Source organism: Microcoleus sp. Pol10D4 (assembly GCF_036701555.1).
Lineage (GTDB): Bacteria > Cyanobacteriota > Cyanobacteriia > Cyanobacteriales > Microcoleaceae > Microcoleus.
The window spans coordinates 36,726-57,351 of record NZ_JAUBRA010000048.1 but is presented as its reverse complement, the minus strand read 5'-3'; the positions used below and the strand labels follow the sequence as shown (position 1 = coordinate 57,351).

At 45.0% G+C, this 20,626-nt stretch carries 18 protein-coding genes; 9 read left to right on the top strand and 9 right to left on the bottom strand.

Annotated elements, in window-relative coordinates:
- Window positions 1–117: 117 nt before the first annotated feature.
- A complete protein-coding gene (locus QUA36_RS21670; protein WP_333459063.1) occupies window positions 118–1,350 on the top strand; it encodes a hypothetical protein in 1,233 nt (410 codons plus the stop codon).
- Window positions 1,351–1,364: 14 nt separating this feature from the next.
- Here the strand turns inward: QUA36_RS21670 and QUA36_RS21665 are convergent, their stop codons facing one another.
- From QUA36_RS21665 to QUA36_RS21650, 4 genes are all read right to left on the bottom strand, one after another.
- On the bottom strand, window positions 1,365–1,664 hold the full coding sequence (locus tag QUA36_RS21665) for a (2Fe-2S) ferredoxin domain-containing protein (protein WP_333228112.1): 300 nt from the start codon (window positions 1,662–1,664) through the stop codon (window positions 1,365–1,367).
- 123 nt (window positions 1,665–1,787) lie between these two features.
- Entirely contained in the window at window positions 1,788–2,762 is a 975-nt protein-coding gene (locus tag QUA36_RS21660) for a cysteine synthase A (RefSeq protein WP_333459062.1), read from the bottom strand.
- A gap of 65 nt (window positions 2,763–2,827) precedes the next feature.
- Entirely contained in the window at window positions 2,828–3,409 is a 582-nt protein-coding gene (locus QUA36_RS21655) for a Uma2 family endonuclease (protein ID WP_333459061.1), read from the bottom strand.
- Window positions 3,410–3,604: 195 nt separating this feature from the next.
- Window positions 3,605–4,243: a peroxiredoxin gene (locus QUA36_RS21650; protein WP_333370334.1), complete on the bottom strand. Its 639-nt coding sequence runs from the start codon at window positions 4,241–4,243 to the stop codon at window positions 3,605–3,607.
- Window positions 4,244–4,403: 160 nt separating this feature from the next.
- Here QUA36_RS21650 and QUA36_RS21645 point away from each other — a divergent pair, with 160 nt between their 5' ends.
- The 6 genes from QUA36_RS21645 to QUA36_RS21620 all read left to right on the top strand — a co-directional run bounded on the left by QUA36_RS21645 (window position 4,404) and on the right by QUA36_RS21620 (window position 9,565).
- Window positions 4,404–4,679: a hypothetical protein gene (locus QUA36_RS21645; RefSeq protein ID WP_333459065.1), complete on the top strand. Its 276-nt coding sequence runs from the start codon at window positions 4,404–4,406 to the stop codon at window positions 4,677–4,679.
- Window positions 4,680–4,774: 95 nt separating this feature from the next.
- Window positions 4,775–5,137: a cupin domain-containing protein gene (locus QUA36_RS21640; RefSeq protein WP_333167573.1), complete on the top strand. Its 363-nt coding sequence runs from the start codon at window positions 4,775–4,777 to the stop codon at window positions 5,135–5,137.
- A 680-nt stretch (window positions 5,138–5,817) separates the two neighbouring features.
- Window positions 5,818–6,693, top strand: a complete 876-nt coding sequence (locus QUA36_RS21635; protein WP_333459060.1) for a ChaN family lipoprotein — start codon at window positions 5,818–5,820, stop codon at window positions 6,691–6,693.
- Between the two features lie 52 nt (window positions 6,694–6,745).
- Window positions 6,746–7,999 carry an AAA family ATPase gene (locus tag QUA36_RS21630; protein ID WP_333459059.1) on the top strand — a complete coding sequence of 418 codons (1,254 nt, stop codon included), beginning with the start codon at window positions 6,746–6,748 and terminating at the stop codon, window positions 7,997–7,999.
- Window positions 7,996–8,646 carry a retron system putative HNH endonuclease gene (locus tag QUA36_RS21625; protein ID WP_333459058.1) on the top strand — a complete coding sequence of 217 codons (651 nt, stop codon included), beginning with the start codon at window positions 7,996–7,998 and terminating at the stop codon, window positions 8,644–8,646. The genes QUA36_RS21630 and QUA36_RS21625 overlap by 4 nt, the downstream gene beginning before the upstream one ends.
- 337 nt (window positions 8,647–8,983) lie before the next feature.
- Complete coding sequence (locus tag QUA36_RS21620) at window positions 8,984–9,565, top strand: NAD(P)H-dependent oxidoreductase (RefSeq protein ID WP_333459057.1); 582 nt, start codon at window positions 8,984–8,986, stop codon at window positions 9,563–9,565.
- Between the two features lie 244 nt (window positions 9,566–9,809).
- Here QUA36_RS21620 and QUA36_RS21615 read toward each other — a convergent pair whose 3' ends face one another.
- The 3 genes from QUA36_RS21615 to QUA36_RS21605 all read right to left on the bottom strand — a co-directional run bounded on the left by QUA36_RS21615 (window position 9,810) and on the right by QUA36_RS21605 (window position 12,429).
- The gene (locus tag QUA36_RS21615) at window positions 9,810–9,944 is read right to left on the bottom strand and encodes a hypothetical protein (RefSeq protein WP_333459056.1); all 135 of its coding nucleotides are present in this window, start codon (window positions 9,942–9,944) and stop codon (window positions 9,810–9,812) included.
- 127 nt (window positions 9,945–10,071) lie between these two features.
- Window positions 10,072–10,902 (bottom strand): inositol monophosphatase family protein, encoded by an 831-nt coding sequence (locus tag QUA36_RS21610; protein ID WP_333459055.1) that lies wholly within the window; start codon window positions 10,900–10,902, stop codon window positions 10,072–10,074.
- A gap of 93 nt (window positions 10,903–10,995) precedes the next feature.
- Complete coding sequence (locus QUA36_RS21605; protein ID WP_333459054.1) at window positions 10,996–12,429, bottom strand: BCD family MFS transporter; 1,434 nt, start codon at window positions 12,427–12,429, stop codon at window positions 10,996–10,998.
- 141 nt (window positions 12,430–12,570) lie between these two features.
- Between QUA36_RS21605 and QUA36_RS21600 the strand changes: the two genes are divergently transcribed.
- Both QUA36_RS21600 and QUA36_RS21595 read left to right on the top strand, forming a co-directional pair.
- A complete protein-coding gene (locus tag QUA36_RS21600) occupies window positions 12,571–13,515 on the top strand; it encodes an aldo/keto reductase (protein WP_333167599.1) in 945 nt (314 codons plus the stop codon).
- A 226-nt stretch (window positions 13,516–13,741) separates the two neighbouring features.
- Window positions 13,742–14,257 carry an isoprenylcysteine carboxylmethyltransferase family protein gene (locus QUA36_RS21595; RefSeq protein ID WP_333459053.1) on the top strand — a complete coding sequence of 172 codons (516 nt, stop codon included), beginning with the start codon at window positions 13,742–13,744 and terminating at the stop codon, window positions 14,255–14,257.
- 145 nt (window positions 14,258–14,402) lie between these two features.
- Here QUA36_RS21595 and QUA36_RS21590 read toward each other — a convergent pair whose 3' ends face one another.
- A complete protein-coding gene (locus QUA36_RS21590) occupies window positions 14,403–16,808 on the bottom strand; it encodes a carotenoid oxygenase family protein (RefSeq protein WP_333459052.1) in 2,406 nt (801 codons plus the stop codon).
- A complete protein-coding gene (locus tag QUA36_RS21585; RefSeq protein WP_333459051.1) occupies window positions 16,805–20,308 on the bottom strand; it encodes a WD40 domain-containing protein in 3,504 nt (1,167 codons plus the stop codon). The genes QUA36_RS21590 and QUA36_RS21585 overlap by 4 nt, the downstream gene beginning before the upstream one ends.
- Window positions 20,309–20,626: the final 318 nt, after the last annotated feature.

The window sequence follows — 20,626 nt, the reverse complement described above, 5'->3', positions numbered from 1 at the left end:
GAGTTGAATTCCTTGACGGGGTAGATTCATATATCTCTTTTTTTGTCAACTTCTAATACTGTACCGACGCTCTAGTATAGTGATTTACTTATTCGTAACAAGCTGCAAACAATTATCATGAACCTCACCTCCCTGGAACTCGCCAAAGACCGAGCGCGCATCTACAAAAACTATCTCCAAATGGAAATAGATGCCAAAGCTAACATCAACAAACTAGCTTTTTTAGACCGGGGCATTGAAAAATCCCCTTACCAACAAGAAATTAAAAACTATCCCGATTATCTCAAACAGAAACCCGACGGCTTAAAAGTAATTAGCTCTATTCCCGGCCCCAATAATCCCCTCAAACCTACTCCGTTTCCCAGCCTGGGAGAACTACCTCAAATTAACTCTCAAGCTTTAAATTTTTTGCACGCAGATATTAAGGAAGCCTGCGTTTGTATTGGTACTTTTGTAGACGGCAAAGTTCAGGCACAGTGGCTGGGAAAAAACGCACTTACCAATGCTGAACAGTGGAGTGCCACTAAAATTATCGCGCTCCTTAATATCGTCAGTCAAGTAAATAGCAAATATCCCGACTGCGACATTGACAACTGCGTTGTTAGAGATGGCAACGGTCTAAGACACGATTTTTACTTTTACGATGTAGCAAAAGACATGATTAGCTATGCCTCAAATATAGCAAGTTCAAACTCCTTAGCTGCAATGTTCAAACGCTTCGATACTCGCATAGGATTAGAGCAATGGCTGAAGAGCGCTACTGGCAATAATGACCTAATTTTTCGCGGCGATTACGGCGAAATTCCTTATCTCAACAACCCCAAAATCTTCGATCTCACCAAAAAACAAGTGCTGCTAAGTGCGGCATTAAACAGTACCAAACAAAGTAATACCGTATCTGCTTATGATTTGACCAGGCTAATTTCCATGTTAGGATGGCACTTCCACATCGAACAGCGATCGCGCATGAAAGCATCTCAGTGGAACAGCTTAGAAAGCATTGTCAGAGCAATGGGACATGACAGCGCTCGATATGTAGATGTAGCAATTAAAACTTTGGGGATGGATAGCCTGATCACTTCTCCAGTAATTATCTCAAAATTGGGTTACGGGCTGAGCTCGATCAGGGGAACCCTAGAAACAGTTTATGTGGCTTTAGTGCGGTTTGTTGACGAACGGCCGAAGGCGGCGGGAAAGCCGGCAAAACTCCGAACTTTAGCCATGAGTTTGCGGGCAGAAAAACCTGTAGGCGGTTCCACCAGTGTCGATCGCTTGGCGATCGAACTCGACGCCAGATTTTGCGCCGAAGTCACGGAAATTCTCCGCCGATTGTTTGCCGAAGAATTTTAAACGAGGGCGATCGACTACTTAGAAAGTCGGTGAAACTTGCGGTAAAGCATCCTCTCTACCGGCTTTCCTCCCCGCAAATGTTGCTCAGTTATTGCCGCAACTTCTTCAGGGCAAACACCGCTGTACCAAACCTCTTCTGGCAGCACCAACACCATCGGCCCGTTGCCGCACTGTCCCAAACAACTGCTAGCAACAACTTCAACTTCTGAGGGCGACAATTTCTGAAAAGCTGCCAGTACCTTTGCTGAATTTTGCTTGCGACAAGTGCGGTTTTGGCAAACAAGAACTTGCCTAGAAGATTCTGTGATTTTCATGTTTTTTCTCTTGACAATCTGCTACATCTATGATATTTTTTTATCATGGGAATAGGTGTTGCCATATACGCCCAAATTTTATATATACCCAGATTTTAAGGCGCGCCGCAGCGCACCCTACGGTTAATCTGGTGACAAACCTTTGGAAGCCAACCATTGTCGATCGAACAAACGCGACTGATACCGAGCCCCACCGTCGCAGAGTACCGTAACAATCGTATGTCCAGGCCCCATTTGCTTCGCCAAAGCCACCGCCGCCCCCACATTAATCCCCACAGAACCGCCCATAAACAGCCCTTCTTTTCTCAGCAGTTGGTAAATCACCCGCACAGCTTCAGTATCGTGAATTTGGATGGCGTCATCTACCGGGGCATTCTCCATATTTCCAGTGACGCGAGTGGTGCCAATTCCCTCAGTAATCGAACTACCTTCAGTCTTAATTTCCCCAGTTTTGAAATAACTGTAAAGCCCGCTGCCCATCGGGTCTGCCAAGACAATTCTAACAGCAGGATTTTTTTCTTTCAAAAACATTCCTACCCCAGCAAAAGTGCCACCAGTACCAGTAGCTGTTACCCAAGCATCAATTTTCCCGTTTGTTTGTTCCCAAATTTCCGGGCCAGTTGTCTCGTAATGAGCTCGGCGATTGGCTAAATTGTCAAACTGATTTGCCCAGACTGCATTCTCCATTTCCGCAGCCAATCTTCCCGACAATTTGACATAATTATTCGGGTCTTTGTAAGGAACAGCGGGAACAGTCCGAACTTCAGCGCCCAAGGTTTTCAAAGCATCGATTTTTTCTTGAGATTGGTTATCGGGAATCACAATCAAACATTTGTAACCTTTAGCGTTGCAAATGTGCGCCAAACCGATGCCAGTATTGCCCGCAGTGCCTTCAACAACGGTGCCGCCCGGTTTCAGCAAGCCTTTTTCTTCTGCATCTTTGATGATGTATAAAGCAGCCCTATCTTTAACGGAACCGCCGGGATTGAGAAACTCTGCTTTGCCGAGAATTTCGCAGCCTGTTTCATCGCTGAAGCTGTTTAAGCGAATTAGTGGCGTGTTGCCGATTGTGCCTACAAAGCCGTTTTTAATATCCATATTTTTTGCGTGTGTGTATCCTATGATTAATTTTTACAATAAGTTGATATTTATTGCTAGCAGTTCTACCAAATCTTGCTCATATTGAGTACGAATCCGGGCAAAACGGGGTCGCCGCTGACTGTAGCCGGATTCTCCAAACATTCCTCTGGCAAACCAGGACGGTAAATATAAACTCTGCGATTTTTGCGGTCAATTAACCAGCCTAACTGCACTCCGGGTTCTCTCATATATTCTTGCATTTTTTCTTGCAAGGGCTTGAGATTGTCAGAAGCAGACCTCAGTTCTACTACAAAATCAGGGCAAATAGGTGCGAATTTATCTTGCTGTTCTTGAGATAAAGCATTCCACCGTTCCAGTTTAATCCACGAGGCATCGGGAGACTTGTCACCCATTGCAAGCTTAAATCCCGTACTGGAGTCAAAACAAATACCGGTTCCATCTTGGCGAGCCCAAATATACAACTCTCCAAAGACGCTACCGCTGCGATTTCCTGTTGTTCCACCAGTAGGGGGCAGAATTAGCAATTCTCCCGATTTGTTGCGTTCAATGCGTAATTCACTATTGATTTGACAGAACTCGAAAAACTCGTCTTCTGTCATTTGCAATTTGGGCGGTATTCGCAACACAATTGTTGATGACAGCATTTAGCCTTTCCTCCACTTTAAATTGTTCAGACAAGATTGCACAATTTCTTTGTTTGTAGTTAGGACTTTAGTCCTAAAAAATCAGGATTAAGGACTCTAGTCCTAACTACAAGCTGGTTGAACTGGCGAATTATAGAGGTAAGGTGTGCAGTGCACACCTTACATAATTAGGTTCTGCGTCCAGGAATTTTAAACCTATTTATTCGGCTGAGGAGTCATCCGCAAATAAGGCTTAATCGGGGTGTAGCCTTTAGGAAATTTCTCTGCCAACTCTGCGGGGTCGGTAATCGAAGGTACGATTACGCAATCGTCGCCGTCTTTCCAATCAACCGGAGTCGCAACGCTGTATTTGTCGGTAAGTTGCAAGGAATCAATTACTCGCAAAATCTCATTAAAATTCCGACCAGTGCTCGCCGGATAAGTAATGCTCAAACGCAATTTCTTTTCCGGGTCAATAACAAAAACTGTGCGGATTGTTAAGTTGTTTAGCGAGTTGGGATGGATCATATCGTAAATGTCGGAGACTTTACGATCGCCATCTGCTAAAATCGGATAGTTGAGGGTGACTTTTTGAGTTTCCTCAATATCTTTAATCCAGCCCATGTGAGAATCCACATCATCGACGCTGAGGGCAATGGTTTTGACGCCCCGCTTTTCAAATTCAGACTTTAGACGGGCCACTGCACCGAGTTCTGTGGTGCACACTGGAGTATAGTCTTTCGGGTGAGAAAACAACACGACCCAGCTATCGCCAGCCCAGTCGTAGAAATTGATTTCGCCTTCAGACGAAGCTTGGGTAAAGTTGGGAACTGTATCGCCTAATCGCAGAGTCATAACTGATTTCCTCTAATTTTATTTAAGGACTGTTCCTTATCATGCCATAATTGCCCGGTTTCTCGATCGAGCTGTAAAGGATTCTAAACTTTTTGGTCGATCGATCGGCAATTCCACTACTGTAATGTATGTGTGGCTTATACCGCTAAATTTTCTTGCTATGCTTTACTTTCTGCTGAAGGCAATACAGCCTATTTTAGTCCCGCTGTGTTTTGTGTCCGCCTGGAGTTTAGTTTTTTTGCTTTTTTTGAGTGTCGGGCGTGCTGTCACCGACTCCCTGCGTCGAGCTCAGCGGATGCACCAAATCCCTTGTGCTAACTGCGTATTTTTCACCGGCGACTACCACCTCAAGTGTCCCGTTCAGCCTACTATAGCTTTATCTGAAGATGCGATCGACTGTCCTGATTATCGAGGGCATTCGGGAATTTACGGTTAAAAAATCCGACCGCCGCTTTACATATTTCTTAACATTTCTGGCTCTTTCAATTAAACTTAACTTGTGGTAAAGAAATTTTCAGGAGTGTCGAAAGAATGCTAATTCAAAAGCTAAATGCCTGCGACGAGTTTATTGCTGGCGACGGTACTCAACTGCGAGAATTATTGCATCCCGACAAACAAGCTGTGGATTTGCGTTACAGTTTAGCCCACGCCACTTTGCCACCGGGACAAACTTCTGTGCTGCACTCCCTGACAACTTCTGAAGTTTACTATATCCTCAGCGGCGTTGGAGAAATGCACATTGACCAGGAGAATCAATTCGTGGAAGCCGGAGATGCAGTTTACATTCCGCCAAACGCCAAGCAGTTTATTTACAACTGTGGCACAGAGCCGCTAATATTTATTTGTATCGTCGATCCCGCGTGGCGGAAGGAAGACGAGACAATTTTCCAGTAATATCATGTCCTATCGAGCGATTAAAAGGGCGGGTTTTTGAGATTGTCAATTATTGACAGATATTTTTCGTGAACCCGCCCCTACCGTATTAGGGGTAATCGACCGGATATAATATAATTTTCTAGTTTTTCTCCTTTTATGCTCGTTACCCGGCTCTACCCGGTAACGCATATCTAGAGGCTCTGCCTCTACTGAAAAAAAAACATCACAAACCGAAAATCTTTTTTAACAACAACTTTAACAACAACAGCACCCAGCCATATGTACCGAGTGATTTCCTCTTTTTTCAACTTCGATGTGGAGTTGCAATAATCCTCGGATTCAGTTGCATTGCTCCCCTCTAATTAGTTGAGGAAGTATCAGCTTTGTTGGTGGGTGCTGCTATTGGTTTTTGATGAGACAGATGTGAGATTAAACAGCGTTTTTACTCCTTAGATTCTATTGTGAACTTCGCTGTGGTATCTAGAGGTTGTATCTGTCAGAGAAGCTTTTTGTTCGCTTCATATTATTAATTTAGCACCTTATTCTAGAAGCGCAAGTACCTGCAACTAAACTTTACATTTTTAGAAGTAACCACGGATAATTATGAACTTAAATTAAGCATTGAGCTTTCTAGCTGCTCAGCTAAAATAGTAGAGTTCGGCTGTGCTTGCTGCTGCGAGAAACGGCATAATATCTGTATGAAAACAACCAAACTCATCAAACTGTGCGCCTTATCGCTGAGTATATTTCTGCTGTGCAGCAGTGTAGTGACAGCGCAAACGATGGCGAACCCTCAACCTGGGCAAACTTACACTAACCAAGAGATTCTGCAACAGTTGGTGAAGGCAAAAGTCGTGTATCTGGGAGAAACGCACGATAGCGCGGAAGATCACCAAGCTCAACTGGGGATTATCCGAGAAATGCAGCGGCAAAATCGGAAAATCGCGATCGCGATGGAAATGTTTCAGCGTCCCTTTCAAAGTGCGATCGACAACTACTTAGCAGGTAAACTGACTGAAGAGCAATTAGTCGAGCAAACAGAGTACGATCGCAGATGGCGCTTTCCCTGGGAATCTTACGCCCCCATTTTGCGCTTTGCCAAAGAAAATCAACTACCCGTCCTCGCCTTAAATACACCATCCGAAGTAACGAGAAAAGTTGCCAGTCAAGGTTTAGAAAGCCTCACAGCAGAGGAAAAAAAGCACATTCCGCCAATATCCGAAATTCGCACCGACAACGCCGAATATCGGCAACTGCTGCTAGAAGTTTTCCAGCAACACCAAAAGGCTGAACAGGGAAATAGTACGGCTTTTGAAAGATTTTTGCAAGCCCAAGTTTTGTGGGACGAAACTATGGCGGAAAAAATAGCTGAATTTGTCAAAGCAAACCCCGACTATCAAGTTGTGGTGTTGGCGGGAAAAGGGCACATTATTTACGGTTACGGCATTCCCAGTCGCGTCGAGAGGCGTTTGGGAGTCGGGAATGTAAAAGCGCGATCGGTTTTACTCAATTCCAGTGACAATCCTGTTTTGTCGGCAGATAGACCCATTGCTGACTTTGTTTGGAAGCATTGATTTGATATGATCTCAAAAATATAACCCACTAAGCCAGAGCGAGAACCAAATCGTGAAAGTCAAGCGTCTAAAAATGAACTCATTCCGAGGCATCAGCGATTTGACCCTGGAGTTTGATACAGATGAGCCGACTGTGTTCATCGGTATCAACGGTGTGGGAAAATCCAGCATACTTGAGTGTTTGGCTATTCTTCTCTATTGGCTGACCAAGCGAATTCAAACTTCCAATATTCATGGACGTTTTTTCAACGAAGATGATATTAAAAAAGGATGCAAAGAAACTCACAACGAAATTACAATTTCAATTAATGACTGGCCGGAAGTGGTATGGTCTTTAACCAAGGTCAGGAAAGGGCGAAGCCAGGATACTAGCAGCAACCTTGGGGACTTAAAAAAAGTTGTCGATCGCATACACAGTCAGTTAGATGCTAATTCTTACGCAGCATTGCCTCTGGCTGTTTACTACCCAACTAACCGTGCCGTACTTGATATTCCTTTGAAGATTAGGACGAAACATTCGTTTGAGCAGATAACTGTTTATGACGAGGCTCTCACGGGAGGGCAGATCGATTTTAGGCGCTTTTTTGAATGGTTTAGAGATCGGGAAGATTTAGAAAACGAATTACGACTGAATAATACTAATGAGTATCGCGATCGCGAACTAGAAGCAGTCAGATATGCGATCACTAACTTACTAGACGGCTGGTCAAATTTACGGGTTAGGCGATCGCCTTTGCGAATGACTGTAAACAAAGAAGGCGATGAACTGATCGTCAATCAACTATCCGATGGTGAAAAATGCTTGTTAGCACTAGCAGGAGATTTAGCAAGGCGTTTGGCGATCGCAAATCCGAATCCAGATTACAATCCGCTTGAGGGTTCCGGCGTTGTTTTGATTGACGAGATTGAGCTTCACTTGCACCCAAAATGGCAACGGGCGATTATTCCGAATCTTAAAAAAACCTTTCCAAATTGCCAGTTTATAATTACGACTCATTCGCCACAGGTAATCAGCGATCTCAAATGCGTTCATCTTTTGAGGTCAACATCTGAAGGAATTGCGATCGAGCAAGTACCATCCTTTGGGAAAGATAGCAATCGGATTCTAGAAACGCTTATGGGAACTCCAGAACGTCCGCAGGAAATTAAGGAAGATTTACGTAAATTGTTTCGCTTGATAGACAAGGGCGAACTCGGAAAGGCACGGCAATTTCGCCAAAAATTAGCAGAGAAAATGGGAGAAGAAGATCCTGAATTTGTGAGAGCAGATTGGCTAATTCAACGCAAGGAAATTCTCAATAAATGAAATATATTCAAAAGGGTAAAGAACCTCAAAATTTTTCCGGCTGGAAGGCTACACAGAAGTCTCTCGGTGTCAACTATGCTGCTTACAAATATCTTTCCAACCCTGAGAAAGCAGCGGTACACAATTCTTTGCTAAGTGAACAAGGCTATATTTGCTGCTACTGCTGTAAGAGTGTTGACCAAAGTAATAGCCATATTGAACATCTAGACCCTCAGAGCAAGACTGATGCAGAATTATCTGTTGAGTACACAAATATGCTAGCTTCTTGTGGCAGAGATACAAATAAGCCAGAGTATTGTTGGCCAGAGTATTGTGGCAATAAGAAGGGGGATCTTGCGATCGGGGTTTCGCCACTACAAGCCAACTGTGAAGAATTTTTTAATTACTCTAGCATTGGTGAGATACTGCCAACTGCAAATAATTTAGCTCATCAAAAAGATGCTCACACAACCATTGAAGTTTTGGGACTCAATCATTTTGACTTAACAGAGGGACGAAAGCAAGCATTTGAAGCACTGGAAGGAATAACACAGGAAGAGGCAGAATTATTAGCTCAAGTTTGTCAACAAATGAATGCACAAGGGCGATACCAGCCTTTTTGTAATGCAGTTTTGTATTTTCTCAAAAATTATTTTGGTGTTTCTTAAGTTGAATGTGACCCAAAGATTGCGCGATCGACCATCGGACTTAATATAAACTTGACTCCACCGCATCACCCGATCGCACAAAATTAAATAGCCCGATCGCAGATTGCAAAACCTCAATGCACCAAGGCACACTTTACATATCGGTCATCCGTCGGTTATATTTACTACAAACCGCGCGCCTGGTGTGGGAGACTCCTCAGTCACGCCGGCCCGTTTTTTTGCTGGTGATAATTTATTTAACTAATATATCTTAAGGAAAGAGACAGCGAGCCCCTTCCTTTGCTAAAATTTATCTTGGAAATGTCAAGATTATCTTGTCAAAATATCAGGAAATACCGTGAACAATAGACCAAAAATACTTGCATTTGCCGGGAGTACCCGCGAAGCATCCTACAACAAACTGCTGGTAAAAGTTGCGGTGGCTGGGGCTACTGCGGCGGGCGCAGAAGTTACTTATGTAGATTTGCGCGATTTGCCGATGCCGCTATTTGACGAAGATTTGGAAGCAAAAGAGGGAATGCCAGAAAACGCCGGTAAATTGAAGGAATTGATGGTAGCGCATGACGGGTTTTTGATAGCTTCCCCTGAGTATAACAGTTCAATTACGCCTGTGTTGAAAAATGCGATCGATTGGGTATCGCGCCCAGCACCGGGTGAACCGGGATTGGTGGCATTTACTGGCAAAGTAGCGGTAATTATGAGTGCTTCCCCAGGGGGAATGGGCGGTTTGCGGGGATTGGTTCATTTGCGATCGATCCTGGGGAATATTAACGTATTGGTACTCCCGGATCAAAAAGCAATTCCCCAAGCTTTTGAAGCATTTAATGCTGACGGTACGATGAAAGATCCCAAACAGCAGGACGCTGTTGAGAATCTAGGTGCTAAGTTGTCTAATGTGCTGTCGAAATTAATCGCCTGAAGCGATAAATTCACTTTGCAGTAGGGACACAGCAATGTTGTGTCCCTAATCCCAGTATCTGTTATTGTGCTGGCTGCATCAAGTGCGATCGCCAACCGCAGACTTTTCCGAGTTGCTTCCAAAGTTTATCCTTGTATCTTCCCACAGGCTAACTCTTCGACCTAGCCATACCACTCATCTACTTTTTCCAACACCGCAGTAAATCTATTTTCCCTTGTGCCTCTACTTGAAAACGGGTATAATTTTATTTCTCAGATATAATAGCGAGTTCAAAAATTACCACAAATTGTACCGAAACCGCATCACCCGATCGACGTAAAACAAAACCACCCGATCGCAGATTGGCAGAAATAGACGAGAGTAGGCATACTTGAACCATCGGTCATCGGTCGGTATATTTCTTCCAAACAGCACGGCAGGCGTGGGAGACTCCTCCGTTACGCCTGCCTTGCAGTTTTATTTAATAATTGTTCGATTTCCTACGGGATAGCTTCGATTCACCTAAACTACCCCATTTTTTTCTTCTTCCAAGCCTCCACAAACGGCAAAAACACCGACACCAACTCCTGCCGATTCATCACCAAAGTCGGATAAGAAATCCTACCGTAATTCTTCCCCACTTCCAGCGGAAAAATCCCCTGGGATTCCAGCGGTAGCCAAACGGCACCCGCCGCCTTTACAATTACCCAACTCCCCGCAATATCCCAAATTTTCGGAGTCGCTTCCACCCCTCCCATAGCCACACCCGAAGCCACAGTCAAAAAATTGTAACTAGCCATGCCCAACATCCGAACTTTACTCGGAAGATGAGGCCCGATTCCCACACTCCGCGAACACAAATTAAAAAAATGATTGCCGCTCATTTTATCAGCAGTCGGCCGAATTGGCTGCCTGTTTAAAAACGCACCTTGAGGCATATTGTCAAACACGCCGCCCGCCAAATCAGGTGCCCAAAAACCGTGAAAAGACTGATTAATTGGCGGCAAATGCACGCAGCCAAAAACCGGAGTTCCGCGATACAACAAACCCAAAGAAATACCCCAAATCGGAATTCCCCTAGCAAAATTAGTTGTTGCATCCAAAGGATCAACAACCCAACACCATTCAGTATCGGGGAAAACCTGTTCTCCTTCCTCGCTCAAAATGCCGTGACTAGGAAAAGCAGATGCGATCGCACTTCTAATCTCTGCATCCGCCCAATTATCGGATTTCGTAACCAAACTGCCGTCATCCTTTTCATCCGCTTGCGCGGAACCGAAATCTTGCAACAACTGCTGTCCGACTCTCTCGACAGTAACCCGTGCAAAACTTAAAATAGAATCCCAAAAATTAGTCATTAGTGATTGGTTATTAGTTATTGGTTATTGAATATTGGAACTAACAACTGCCACAGCCCAACTGACGACTGACACCTGCCAACTGACAAAACCTCAGTCTAATTCATTTTCAAGAATAGTGGCGATCGCACTTTTAGCATTATCCTGAAACTCCCGAACATCCACCCTACCCAACAGCCAAACAGCCAGAATCATACCCACCGCAGGCACAGCAAACACCAACCCATAAGCCAGCATCGGCACCCCAAACAAACTTCTGCCCAAATCCAAAATAGCACCGCCGCTAATCGTGGCTACACCTCGCGCCATCGCCTGCGACAAACCCCAAGCACCAATAAAAGTCCCAGCAGTTTCCGCAGCAGTCAAATCCAACATCAAACTCAGGGCCCCCGTCGTCGTAATACCCGAAGCTAAACCAAACAACATTAAAGCCGATTTAAACACAATTGGATTTCCTGTGAATCCCGATAAAATAATCAAACCTAAACAAGTCGCCACCGACAAACAGCCCAACCTAATTGTATTTTGCTTGCCAATTCGGGGCACAATAAAAAAACCAGTAGTACCCAAACCGATCAGAGTACCAGTACCGTAAATCGCATTCAACCGAGTAGTCTCCGAAATCGACATCTTAAAAATTTCCCCGCCGTAAGGTTCCAAAACCGCATCCTGCATAAACAAACAAATTGTCATAATCAGCAGGAAGGTAAAAAACAAACCGGTTTGGCGGCTAGCAGTCAAAATCCGCAGCGCACTTCCCAGAGTAATTTTATCTTCTCGATTCACTGCGGACGATCGCACCCCGTAGCGCGAATACTTTTTCTCAACCCCAAAAGTCGCAATCCCCACCAAAAATAAAACAAGCGCCGGCACCTTCACAAACAAACCGTTAATCGAAGCCTGCAACACTTCCCGCGGCACATCCCCATCAATTTGCTTCAGCAAACCGCTGCTAACAATCGCCCCGATAATAATACCAACCATCAGCATCGACCACACCACACCCACCAACTTCGATCGATCCTCCTCATCGGAAACATCCACCAACAAAGCAGCAAAAGGAGTCGAACTCGAACAAATAGCAATACCGTAAAGCGCAAAAATCAAACCCAACAAACCCACCCAACCGTAAGTAGGAGTAGTCCACCCCACAGCCTCCAAACTGCTACCCAAGCGCCACATCACCTGCACCGCCAAAAAAGCAGAAATCACAAACAAAACCCCGCCCATCCACACATAACCCGTGCGGTGATGACCAAACAAAGGCTTAGCATCAGACATTTGCCCGAACCACACCCTAGCCGGGGCGACAAACTGGTGCATAGCCAGCGTACCAGCCACCACAGTAGCCGGAATCGCCAACTCTTTAATCATGACGCGATTGAGCACCCCCAGGGTCAAAATCGACATCATGCCCAATCCCATCTGAAACAAACCCAACCGGAACATAGTCAGCAGGGTAACTCTCTTGATAGCAGGAGTCGCGGAATCTGTTAATCTTGAATCTGGCAAACGGTCGATCGACATAACTACTCAAATAAACACATCATTTGCATTTATAGTAACTGAGATATCGCCACCCGCCGCCTTTCCTCCCTCGGCTAGAAGCTCGATCGCGACTATTTATAGAAAAATAATAGAGAATAAAGAATTGTGGATTTACCAACCGTGACAACCATTACCCTAGGACAAAACGGCCCAGCCGTCATTCCCCTGTGCGTCGGAACTTGGGCTTGGGGCGACAAACTATTTTGGAACTACGGCAGCAACTACGGCGCCGCCGAAGTCGAAGCAGCATTCAAAACATCCCTAGACAGCGGAGTCAACTTCTTCGACACAGCCGAAGTCTACGGTAACGGCTTGTCAGAAGAATTGCTGGGGCAGTTTATCAAAAAAACCACCCAGCCCGTGCAAATAGCCACCAAATTCGGCCCCGTACCTTGGCGGATTACAGGAAAATCTGTTTCCGAAGCCTTGAGTGCCAGCTTAAAACGCTTGCAAGTAGAACAAATAGCCCTCTACCAAGTGCACTGGCCCTTCACTTTTTTACTCAGTCAAGAAACCCTGATGAACGCCTTAGCCGATGAAGTCAAACAAGGCAGAATTCAAGCAGTAGGAGTCAGCAACTATTCAGTAGAACAGATGCGCCAAGCCCACAAAATACTAGCAGCAAGAGGCGTTCCCCTAGCAACAAATCAAGTCCGGTACTCCTTGCTGTCGCGGCAAGTAGAAAAACAAGGAATTGTGAGTGCAGCGCGCGAATTGGGCGTCACAATTTTAGCTTACAGCCCCTTAGCCCAAGGATTGCTTACCGGCAAATACACAGCCCAAGAACCACCTACAGGAGCCCGCAAAATGGACTCCCGCTTCAGCAAAAGCGGCATCGAAAAAATTGAATTAGTCATGTCTACCCTGCGGAAAATGGGCAGAAAGCGCGATCGAACTCCCGCCCAAGTTGCCCTAAACTGGTTGATATGCCAAAACGGAGTCATCCCCATTCCCGGCGCCAAAACCGCCAAACAAGCCCAAGAAAATGCAGGTGCATTAGGCTGGAATTTGAGCGAAGATGAAGTCAATCAATTAGAACTAATGACACGTCCTTGGCGAGAATAAATTTGTTAATTGTTGACAGTTGACAGTTGACTGTTGACTGTTCGCTGTTCGCCGTAGGTTGGGTTTTACTTCACTCTACCCAACCTACAGTTCACTTTCTTCTCCCCTCTTCCTTCTGCCCTCTCCCCTCTTTCCTCTTCCTTCTCCCTTCTTCCGACGGACATCGGACTGACATCCGTTACATCCGTTACAGAATCCGTTGCCGAACTTCCTTCTTCCTTCAATTATGAAAATTTTAACAGACTGGGGTTTCACGCGCGAAGGCTGGCGCAAAAACAGCCGAGGCGAATATTTAGTTTTGCTTCAAGGAGGATTGCTCACAGGATTTGTAATCTTACCAGTTTATCAACTGCCAGGATTAAAAATTCAATCAACTCAATTACTTGCTCTTACTTGGAGTGTAGCAAGTATTCTCGGCTTAGGCGGATTAATTTTAATCATCAAAGGATTGATAGACTTAGGGAAAAACCTCACACCTTTACCGTATCCCATAGAAAACGGAGAATTAGTCCAAACAGGCATTTACGGAATAGTGCGGCATCCGTTGTACGGCGGGTTAATTTTAGCAGCTTTCGCTTGGACAATTTTTCAACTTAGCCTATCGCACTTAATAGCTACTGCAATTTTACTGATATTTTTCGACATCAAAGCCAGTCGCGAAGAAGCTTGGCTGAGTGAAAAATATTCCGAGTATTCTGAATACCGCCAACGAGTCAAAAAATTAATTCCGGGAGTTTATTAAAAGTTGAGGGCAAGCTCATCTAATCCGGTTGCATAGTAATTACTTAACGCGGTCATCGCAATTAGCAATTATATCATATCAAATCCGTTAGTATCGAAATGATTCATCTTTATCTTCTGGAGACTCAGTACGCTCTGGGGTTTGATCATTCAGGTGACACCGGATTTGATATAATATCCTGGACGCTCGATAAAGGGTTAATCTTATAGTCTTTTTGTTGCAAAAGCTCTGTTGCCTTTAGTTCTTCAATTTGCTCAACAAAATAATCATAAACAATGTCGTTGAATAACTCAAAAACAATGCTGTTAGCTTTCTCCAAACGAGATTCGTAGTCTTTGCGAACGGATTTTCTGCGTAGATGTTGGCGAACGCTGCGATCGGCATACCGTTCTCGTTGGCGATCGCTACGAATCTCCTTCATCCAGGTTGTATGTAGCGTTAGTGCCAAGTTGAGTGGCTTTCGATCGGGGGGAGCACTTAAACGATAAATGGGTTTTTGAAAGCTGTCGGCATGAAATACCCAAAATTCATCACAAGCTTTGGTCTCGTTATTTGGATCGTCGGATAGAACAGTACAAACGATGAAGCCGTGTGTGGATGGATCGTTCCCGTTTAATGGTTCAGAACTAGGAACGAATTGAGGTGAGGAGGCAAAATATCCTGATGGAAACTGGAAGGCATCTGCAATACTCATTGTTTTAGTATCGATTCGCAGTAAAGTCAGGGGCTTATCTCGATTAGGAAGATTCTCGATCGGAATCGCTCTATATTCTCTTGATTTATAAGCATCATAAATCTGCTGTGGAACTAACTCCCAACTGAATCCCCAAGTAATCCAGTAGATGTTTTTAACTTGCGTTTCTGAGTTATTAATATCATCCCGGCAAAGTTCGCTATGGGTATAAATTGAAGGAGACCACGTTGCTTCAGTATCCCGAAGAACTTGCATTGTTTCAATTTCACCGTTGTCGCCATCAATGACATACTTTGCTAAGGCTCCCAGGTCGGTCGTACCAACCTGTATTCCTTCTAAATCGGAGCGAAAACAGGGTTTTCCTGGAACGGAAAGATCGTATTTTGTAATCCACTGAGTTACATCCCAACCGTTAGGATGTCCGACATGAAGGGTAATTTTTCCATCGGGATTGCTGTAATCAGCAGCAAAATGGGAAATCTCGTAGGGCAAAATGATTTGCTTTGCAGGTAGAGGTGAAGGTGGCTGATTTTCCTCTTGTTCATTTGCGCTTTTATCCCCACAAACAAAATAGGGAGAACTTTCTAAATCTTCCCGCTTGACAACATACAAAATTCCTTGAGGTAAAGGCAGAATATCCAGCAGAAATTTTGCGCGAAGACCTGCGCCTAGCGCCCATAATTGTCGGAAAAAATATTTTTTTAGGAATCCCAAAAAGAAAGGTGAAAAGATTTGAGAAAACTCCATCTTGAATGCAATATCAGCAAGGATAATGAAGCGTTCTGTAATGGCAATTTGATGCAGAGACTGTTCGACGATCGCAGGTTGACCTTTTTGCGGACCATCTGCAAGAACTAAACGCCAGCGCTTGAATCTGGGTTCTTGAGATTTTCCAGATCGATCGTTATATAAATCTACTTCATCATCTGACTTCGAGCCTTCACTCGGAAAGCGGTAGTAAATTAAGTCAGTGAATCGTCCGAACTGTTCGTTAGCATTCACTCCACTTTTAAGAAATCGATTGAGTTGGTCAAATATCCAATTAATGGGTTTTCGATATAGCCCGTTGTATCCTGTTGAGTAGTTAGTCGTAAAGATACCAACTTCAGGTTCTGCGGTTTTATCTGTTTGGGTGAAGTCAACAACAGGATGGGCGGAATTAATGTATACGTCAAACGGATAGCTGCGAAATACTGAAGAAATAAGTTGAGAAACAATTGGCAAGATGCCTATCCACCGATCGGTCGATCCAATGGGGGCAATCAGTTCTAACGAATCAGGATCGATTTCATAGGGACGACCTGCATCGATCGTGATAATTAAGCGATCGCCAACTCGCAGAAACGCCGTATTGAGTTGATTCCTACCTCCCAAAAAGAAGCTAAACCGGCTGGGTCCTCCATTCCGAAAAGCTGCAAAGTAAGACCAGAGACTATATTTTTTGGAAAATGCAGTTTCAGGCTGCCAGAGGGCGCGATCGCTGGCTGGAGTAAGGGCAAGATCGGCGTAGTAGCAGGGCGTTTTGGCAATTCGGGTTTTGAGAATTGCTCGATCGCGCTCAAAGCCCAAACGATACATCATGCCATCGCCCGTGAATACTGCTGTACCATCTTCTTGAGGTCGATCGTCAGCTTGAAACAAAGCACCCACAACGAAAACATAACCGTGCAATCCCGCAGGTAGTTTAACTGCATCTCCCTCAGCAGCGAGTTCCCAATCTTCTCGATCGTTCTTGACATACTCTCGAACGAACAACTCCAAATCTGTAATTTCATCTCGATTAGCTTTAATTGCAGATCGAGGTATAAAGTTTTTCCTACAAGGTTCGCCAATGAATCGTGCTTGTTGTGGCTTCATATTGCTCCGAGTTCTCTCAAGTTTGCTTCCTGTGCTAAAGTCAAGCCCCCGATTGCAGCGATTTGCATTCCTTCATAGGGACGTTTGGATTTTAGCACTGCCAAACAAGTTTCAGTTGGCAAATCCCAAATCCGGATGGATTCATCTTCACTGGTACTAATTAATTGGCGACCGTCAGGACTAACTGCAACAGTCCAGACCCAATTGGTATGCCCTTCTAAAGTCTTCAAGCATTCTCCTGTTTGACTGTTCCAAACTTTAAGGGATCGATCGGAACTAGCACTGGCAACGGTTTTATTGTCAGAGAAAAACACCGCACTAAAAACCCATCCTTGATGTCCTTGCAGGGTTTGAAGGCATATTCCGGTTTGAACATCCCAAATTTTTAGCGTTCGATCTAGGCTAGCGCTAACGAGTTGATCGCCTTTGGGGTTAAAGGAAAGCGTTCCCACTCGTCCGTTATGTCCCGTTAGGGTGGCGCAGCACTCTCCTGTGGAAACATTCCAAAACTTAATTGTAGAGTCATCACTGCCAGTGGCAAGCGTGCTGCCGCTGGGATGAAAAGCAAGTGCAGGGATGCGATCGCGATGTCCGGTTAAAGTAGCAAAACAAGTTCGATCGTGCCATCGCCACAGTTTAATGGTTCGATCGAAGCTGCTGCTAGCGAGAATTTCTCCACCCGGACTGAACGCCAGTCCCCAGACTTCATCTCGATGCCCTTTCAAGACAGCTACACATTTCTGCTGCCGCCAGTTCCAAACTTTAACAATCGCATCCTGTCCGCCACTGGCGAGTAACTCGTTATTGGCATGAAAAGCTAGCGATGCAATGCCGGTTGCATGGGCTTTCAATTCCTGCAAGCATTGGCGATCGACACAATTCCAAATCCGCAATGTTTTATCCTTATGTCCAGTAGCAAAAAACTGACCGTCTGCACTGAGGGACAAAGGTCGTACCCAATTGGAGTACCCTGTTATTGTTGTTAATCGATGCCCAGTTTTAATCTCCCAAAATGCGATCGTCTGATCCTCGCTGCCCGTAGCTATGGTTTCTCCATCGGGACTAAAGACTGCCCTCCAAACCTGGATCTGATGCCCGCCTAAAGAACGCAAGCACTCACCCGCAGTAACATCCCAAATTTTTGCAGTACAGTCTGCACTAAAGCTTACAAGTAATTGTCCGTCAGGACTCCAATTTATCCCCCAAACCCAATTCGTATGCCCCTCTAAAACTCTGACGCATTGCCAATCGGAAACGCGCCAGATCCGGATGGTGCGATCGAAACTCGGGCTGGCTAACCACAGTCCGTCAGGGCTAAAGTTTAAGCCCGTTACGCAGTTGGTATGTTCGGTTAGAATATGCAAACGTTGCCCTGTTTTAAAATCCCAAATGCGAATCGTTTTGTCAAAACTTCCACTGGCGATAAGACTGCCGCAGGGACTGAAATTAGCAGCGATGACAGGGGCGCCATGTCCTTCCAAAATGCCCAGATAGGTTCCATCAGTAACATTCCACAATCGAATGGAGCAATCTGCGCTGCTGCTAGCAATAACTTGTCCGTCAGCACTAAACGTAACGCCGTAGGCGCTATCGCCATGTCCGCGAAGAGTACGCTGACAAATTCCTTTTTGTAAATCCCAAATTTTCACTGTGCCATCATCGCTGGCGCTAGCGAGTAGTTCACCTGTTCGATCGAACGCAATGTTTCGCACCCAGTTTGTGTGACCTTGCAATGTCAGAAGATGCTGCCTATCTGTGACTTGCCATATTTGAATTTCGCAATTCGTGCTGCTTGTAGCTAATGTTTGCCCGTCTGGGCTGAACTGGATGGAAAGGATGCCTCCGAAGGTTTGATTAAATGGCGAATCGATGAACTCAGAGTGCGAAAAGTTGACATCGTGCAACTCAATTTCTTGCAGAAAAGCTTGGCGAATCACTAAGTTAGAAAAGTCATATCCCGAAAGGTTCAAGTTGAGAAAACGATAGAGATTGAGCAAATTCCCTGCTGCGTAGCCGAGTTTCAGTTCTTCTTCGCGCCGTACCACTTGTAACAAAGTATCCAATCGCTGGCGCAGAGATGCTTCGGTTCGGAAATGTTTTTGTAGTTCTTTAATGAGGGGGTCAAGAATCAATCGTGTTTGCGATTCTCTGATAAAATCCTTTGCCTGAGCTTTGATTAAAGCAACTTTATTAAGCAGTGATAACCGACCTGTTTTAATTTCTTGAAAAACTCGTTCTAGCAGTTGATTCGTGACATATTCCATCACTACGGGTTGCAGGGTGAAATAGCCCGATCGTTTTTCAATTAGAGAACGACGTTGCAGTGAATCTAGTGCTTCCAGTAGCTCTCGGGCGATCGCTGTCGGGAAAAGGTTTTCGCGCAGATCGCCTAGCGGTGTCCAATCGCGTTCAACCGCCAACCAATACACGATCTGTTTTTCTAAATCGGTCAAGCGATCGAACTGTTCGCTCAACAGTTTCCAGATATCTCCAAAGAGAAGGATGTCTTGTCTGAGTAATTCAGCAACATTGCCATCAAAAAATTCCTGAAGGGTTGTGGCAATAACGTTCAGTGCCAATGGATTGCCTCCGTACCGTCCAATCAGGGGACTTAATTCGGCTGCTGAACCAGAGTAGCCTTTGACTTCAAAAACTCTATATCCTTCTACTTGACTTAAACCGTTAAGCCGCAGCGATCGCACGGGAGATTTGGGCCCTTCTAGCTGAACTAACTCAGCAGGCTTTTCTCGGCTAGTCAGGATCGCACAACTTTGATGCTGTGTTTCTCCAATACATTTCAGTAGCGATCCGTAGCTTTCATACCCACTTCTATACTCTCCTGCTTGAGTTCCTTCAAGAAGGATTGTCTCGCAGTTGTCTAGAACTAATAAACACCGCTGCTGCAAGCAGTCCAGTAGGTTTAAAATTTGCCCGTCCAATGTTTCAGGTAATTTAGCAATTGGGGTGGGACTGAGAAACTGAATCAAATCGACCAGGAGATCGTCTAAGGGCGGGGCATTTCGCAGCGATCGCCAGATTACGCGATCGAAGCTTTCTTCGATCTGGCTGGTTAATTTGACGGACAAAGTTGTCTTGCCAATTCCTCCCACCCCAAACACCGCAACTAGCTTGCACTCTTCCTGAAGTATCCACTGTGTTAGCGTTTCTAACTCCCGTTCTCTGCCAAAGAAAACGGAGATATCGGGCGCACCTCTTAAGTCTCTAGATCTTTTAACAGCATCTCTACTTGGCTGCGGGCTAACGGTTGCTGAAGCATCAAAATCCATCTCGGCGATCGCTTGACTGTCTACGGATAGCCTCCGACAGATTTCTTCAAAAACTGCGCGATCGACTGGTTTTCCCGTCAAAAAATTGACAACGGTAGAACGAGCTAAACCCAGCTCCTCGGCTAGCGCTTGCTGGCTGAGAAAGCCGTTGCGCCTAACCGATGACTTGACCAATCCTATGCAATCCGGGCGAACTTTGAGCGATCGTGGCATATCAAATTTTTAATCTAGTCACATTTTAGATGAAATTGCTCAAAAGTCAGCCTAACTCAGTCATTCTCAGTCTTGAACTCAGTCAGCACTCCTGTTTCATTAAATTATCGCCACTGATACCAATCACCTAGGCGAATTACAAGGGGTTGAAAATAGATTTCTAACTCCCTGTAAAGCTTCAAAAACTTCCCATCCAGGAGAACAAATTTTATGAAACGGTTTCTTGCGCTCATGTTTGCAGCTCTCGTTTTGGGTCCTTCTACCACGCTTATAGCAGGATCGATCGTAATCAACAGTCAAAAGGCATTGGCTTATCGC

Excerpts from the sequence above, each read along its gene's own strand:
- QUA36_RS21660 (WP_333459062.1), bottom strand. The coding sequence starts at position 2,762 with ATGGATATTAAAAACGGCTTTGTAGGCACAATCGGCAACACGCCACTA.
- QUA36_RS21590 (WP_333459052.1), bottom strand. The coding sequence starts at position 16,808 with ATGAAGCCACAACAAGCACGATTCATTGGCGAACCTTGTAGGAAAAAC.
- QUA36_RS21670 (WP_333459063.1), top strand. The coding sequence starts at position 118 with ATGAACCTCACCTCCCTGGAACTCGCCAAAGACCGAGCGCGCATCTAC.
- QUA36_RS21585 (WP_333459051.1), bottom strand. The coding sequence starts at position 20,308 with ATGCCACGATCGCTCAAAGTTCGCCCGGATTGCATAGGATTGGTCAAG.
- QUA36_RS21640 (WP_333167573.1), top strand. The coding sequence starts at position 4,775 with ATGCTAATTCAAAAGCTAAATGCCTGCGACGAGTTTATTGCTGGCGAC.
- QUA36_RS21625 (WP_333459058.1), top strand. The coding sequence starts at position 7,996 with ATGAAATATATTCAAAAGGGTAAAGAACCTCAAAATTTTTCCGGCTGG.
- QUA36_RS21655 (WP_333459061.1), bottom strand. The coding sequence starts at position 3,409 with ATGCTGTCATCAACAATTGTGTTGCGAATACCGCCCAAATTGCAAATG.
- QUA36_RS21610 (WP_333459055.1), bottom strand. The coding sequence starts at position 10,902 with ATGACTAATTTTTGGGATTCTATTTTAAGTTTTGCACGGGTTACTGTC.
- QUA36_RS21665 (WP_333228112.1), bottom strand. The coding sequence starts at position 1,664 with ATGAAAATCACAGAATCTTCTAGGCAAGTTCTTGTTTGCCAAAACCGC.
- QUA36_RS21605 (WP_333459054.1), bottom strand. The coding sequence starts at position 12,429 with ATGTCGATCGACCGTTTGCCAGATTCAAGATTAACAGATTCCGCGACT.
- QUA36_RS21635 (WP_333459060.1), top strand. The coding sequence starts at position 5,818 with ATGAAAACAACCAAACTCATCAAACTGTGCGCCTTATCGCTGAGTATA.
- QUA36_RS21645 (WP_333459065.1), top strand. The coding sequence starts at position 4,404 with ATGCTTTACTTTCTGCTGAAGGCAATACAGCCTATTTTAGTCCCGCTG.
- QUA36_RS21650 (WP_333370334.1), bottom strand. The coding sequence starts at position 4,243 with ATGACTCTGCGATTAGGCGATACAGTTCCCAACTTTACCCAAGCTTCG.
- QUA36_RS21595 (WP_333459053.1), top strand. The coding sequence starts at position 13,742 with ATGAAAATTTTAACAGACTGGGGTTTCACGCGCGAAGGCTGGCGCAAA.
- QUA36_RS21615 (WP_333459056.1), bottom strand. The coding sequence starts at position 9,944 with ATGGTTCAAGTATGCCTACTCTCGTCTATTTCTGCCAATCTGCGATCG.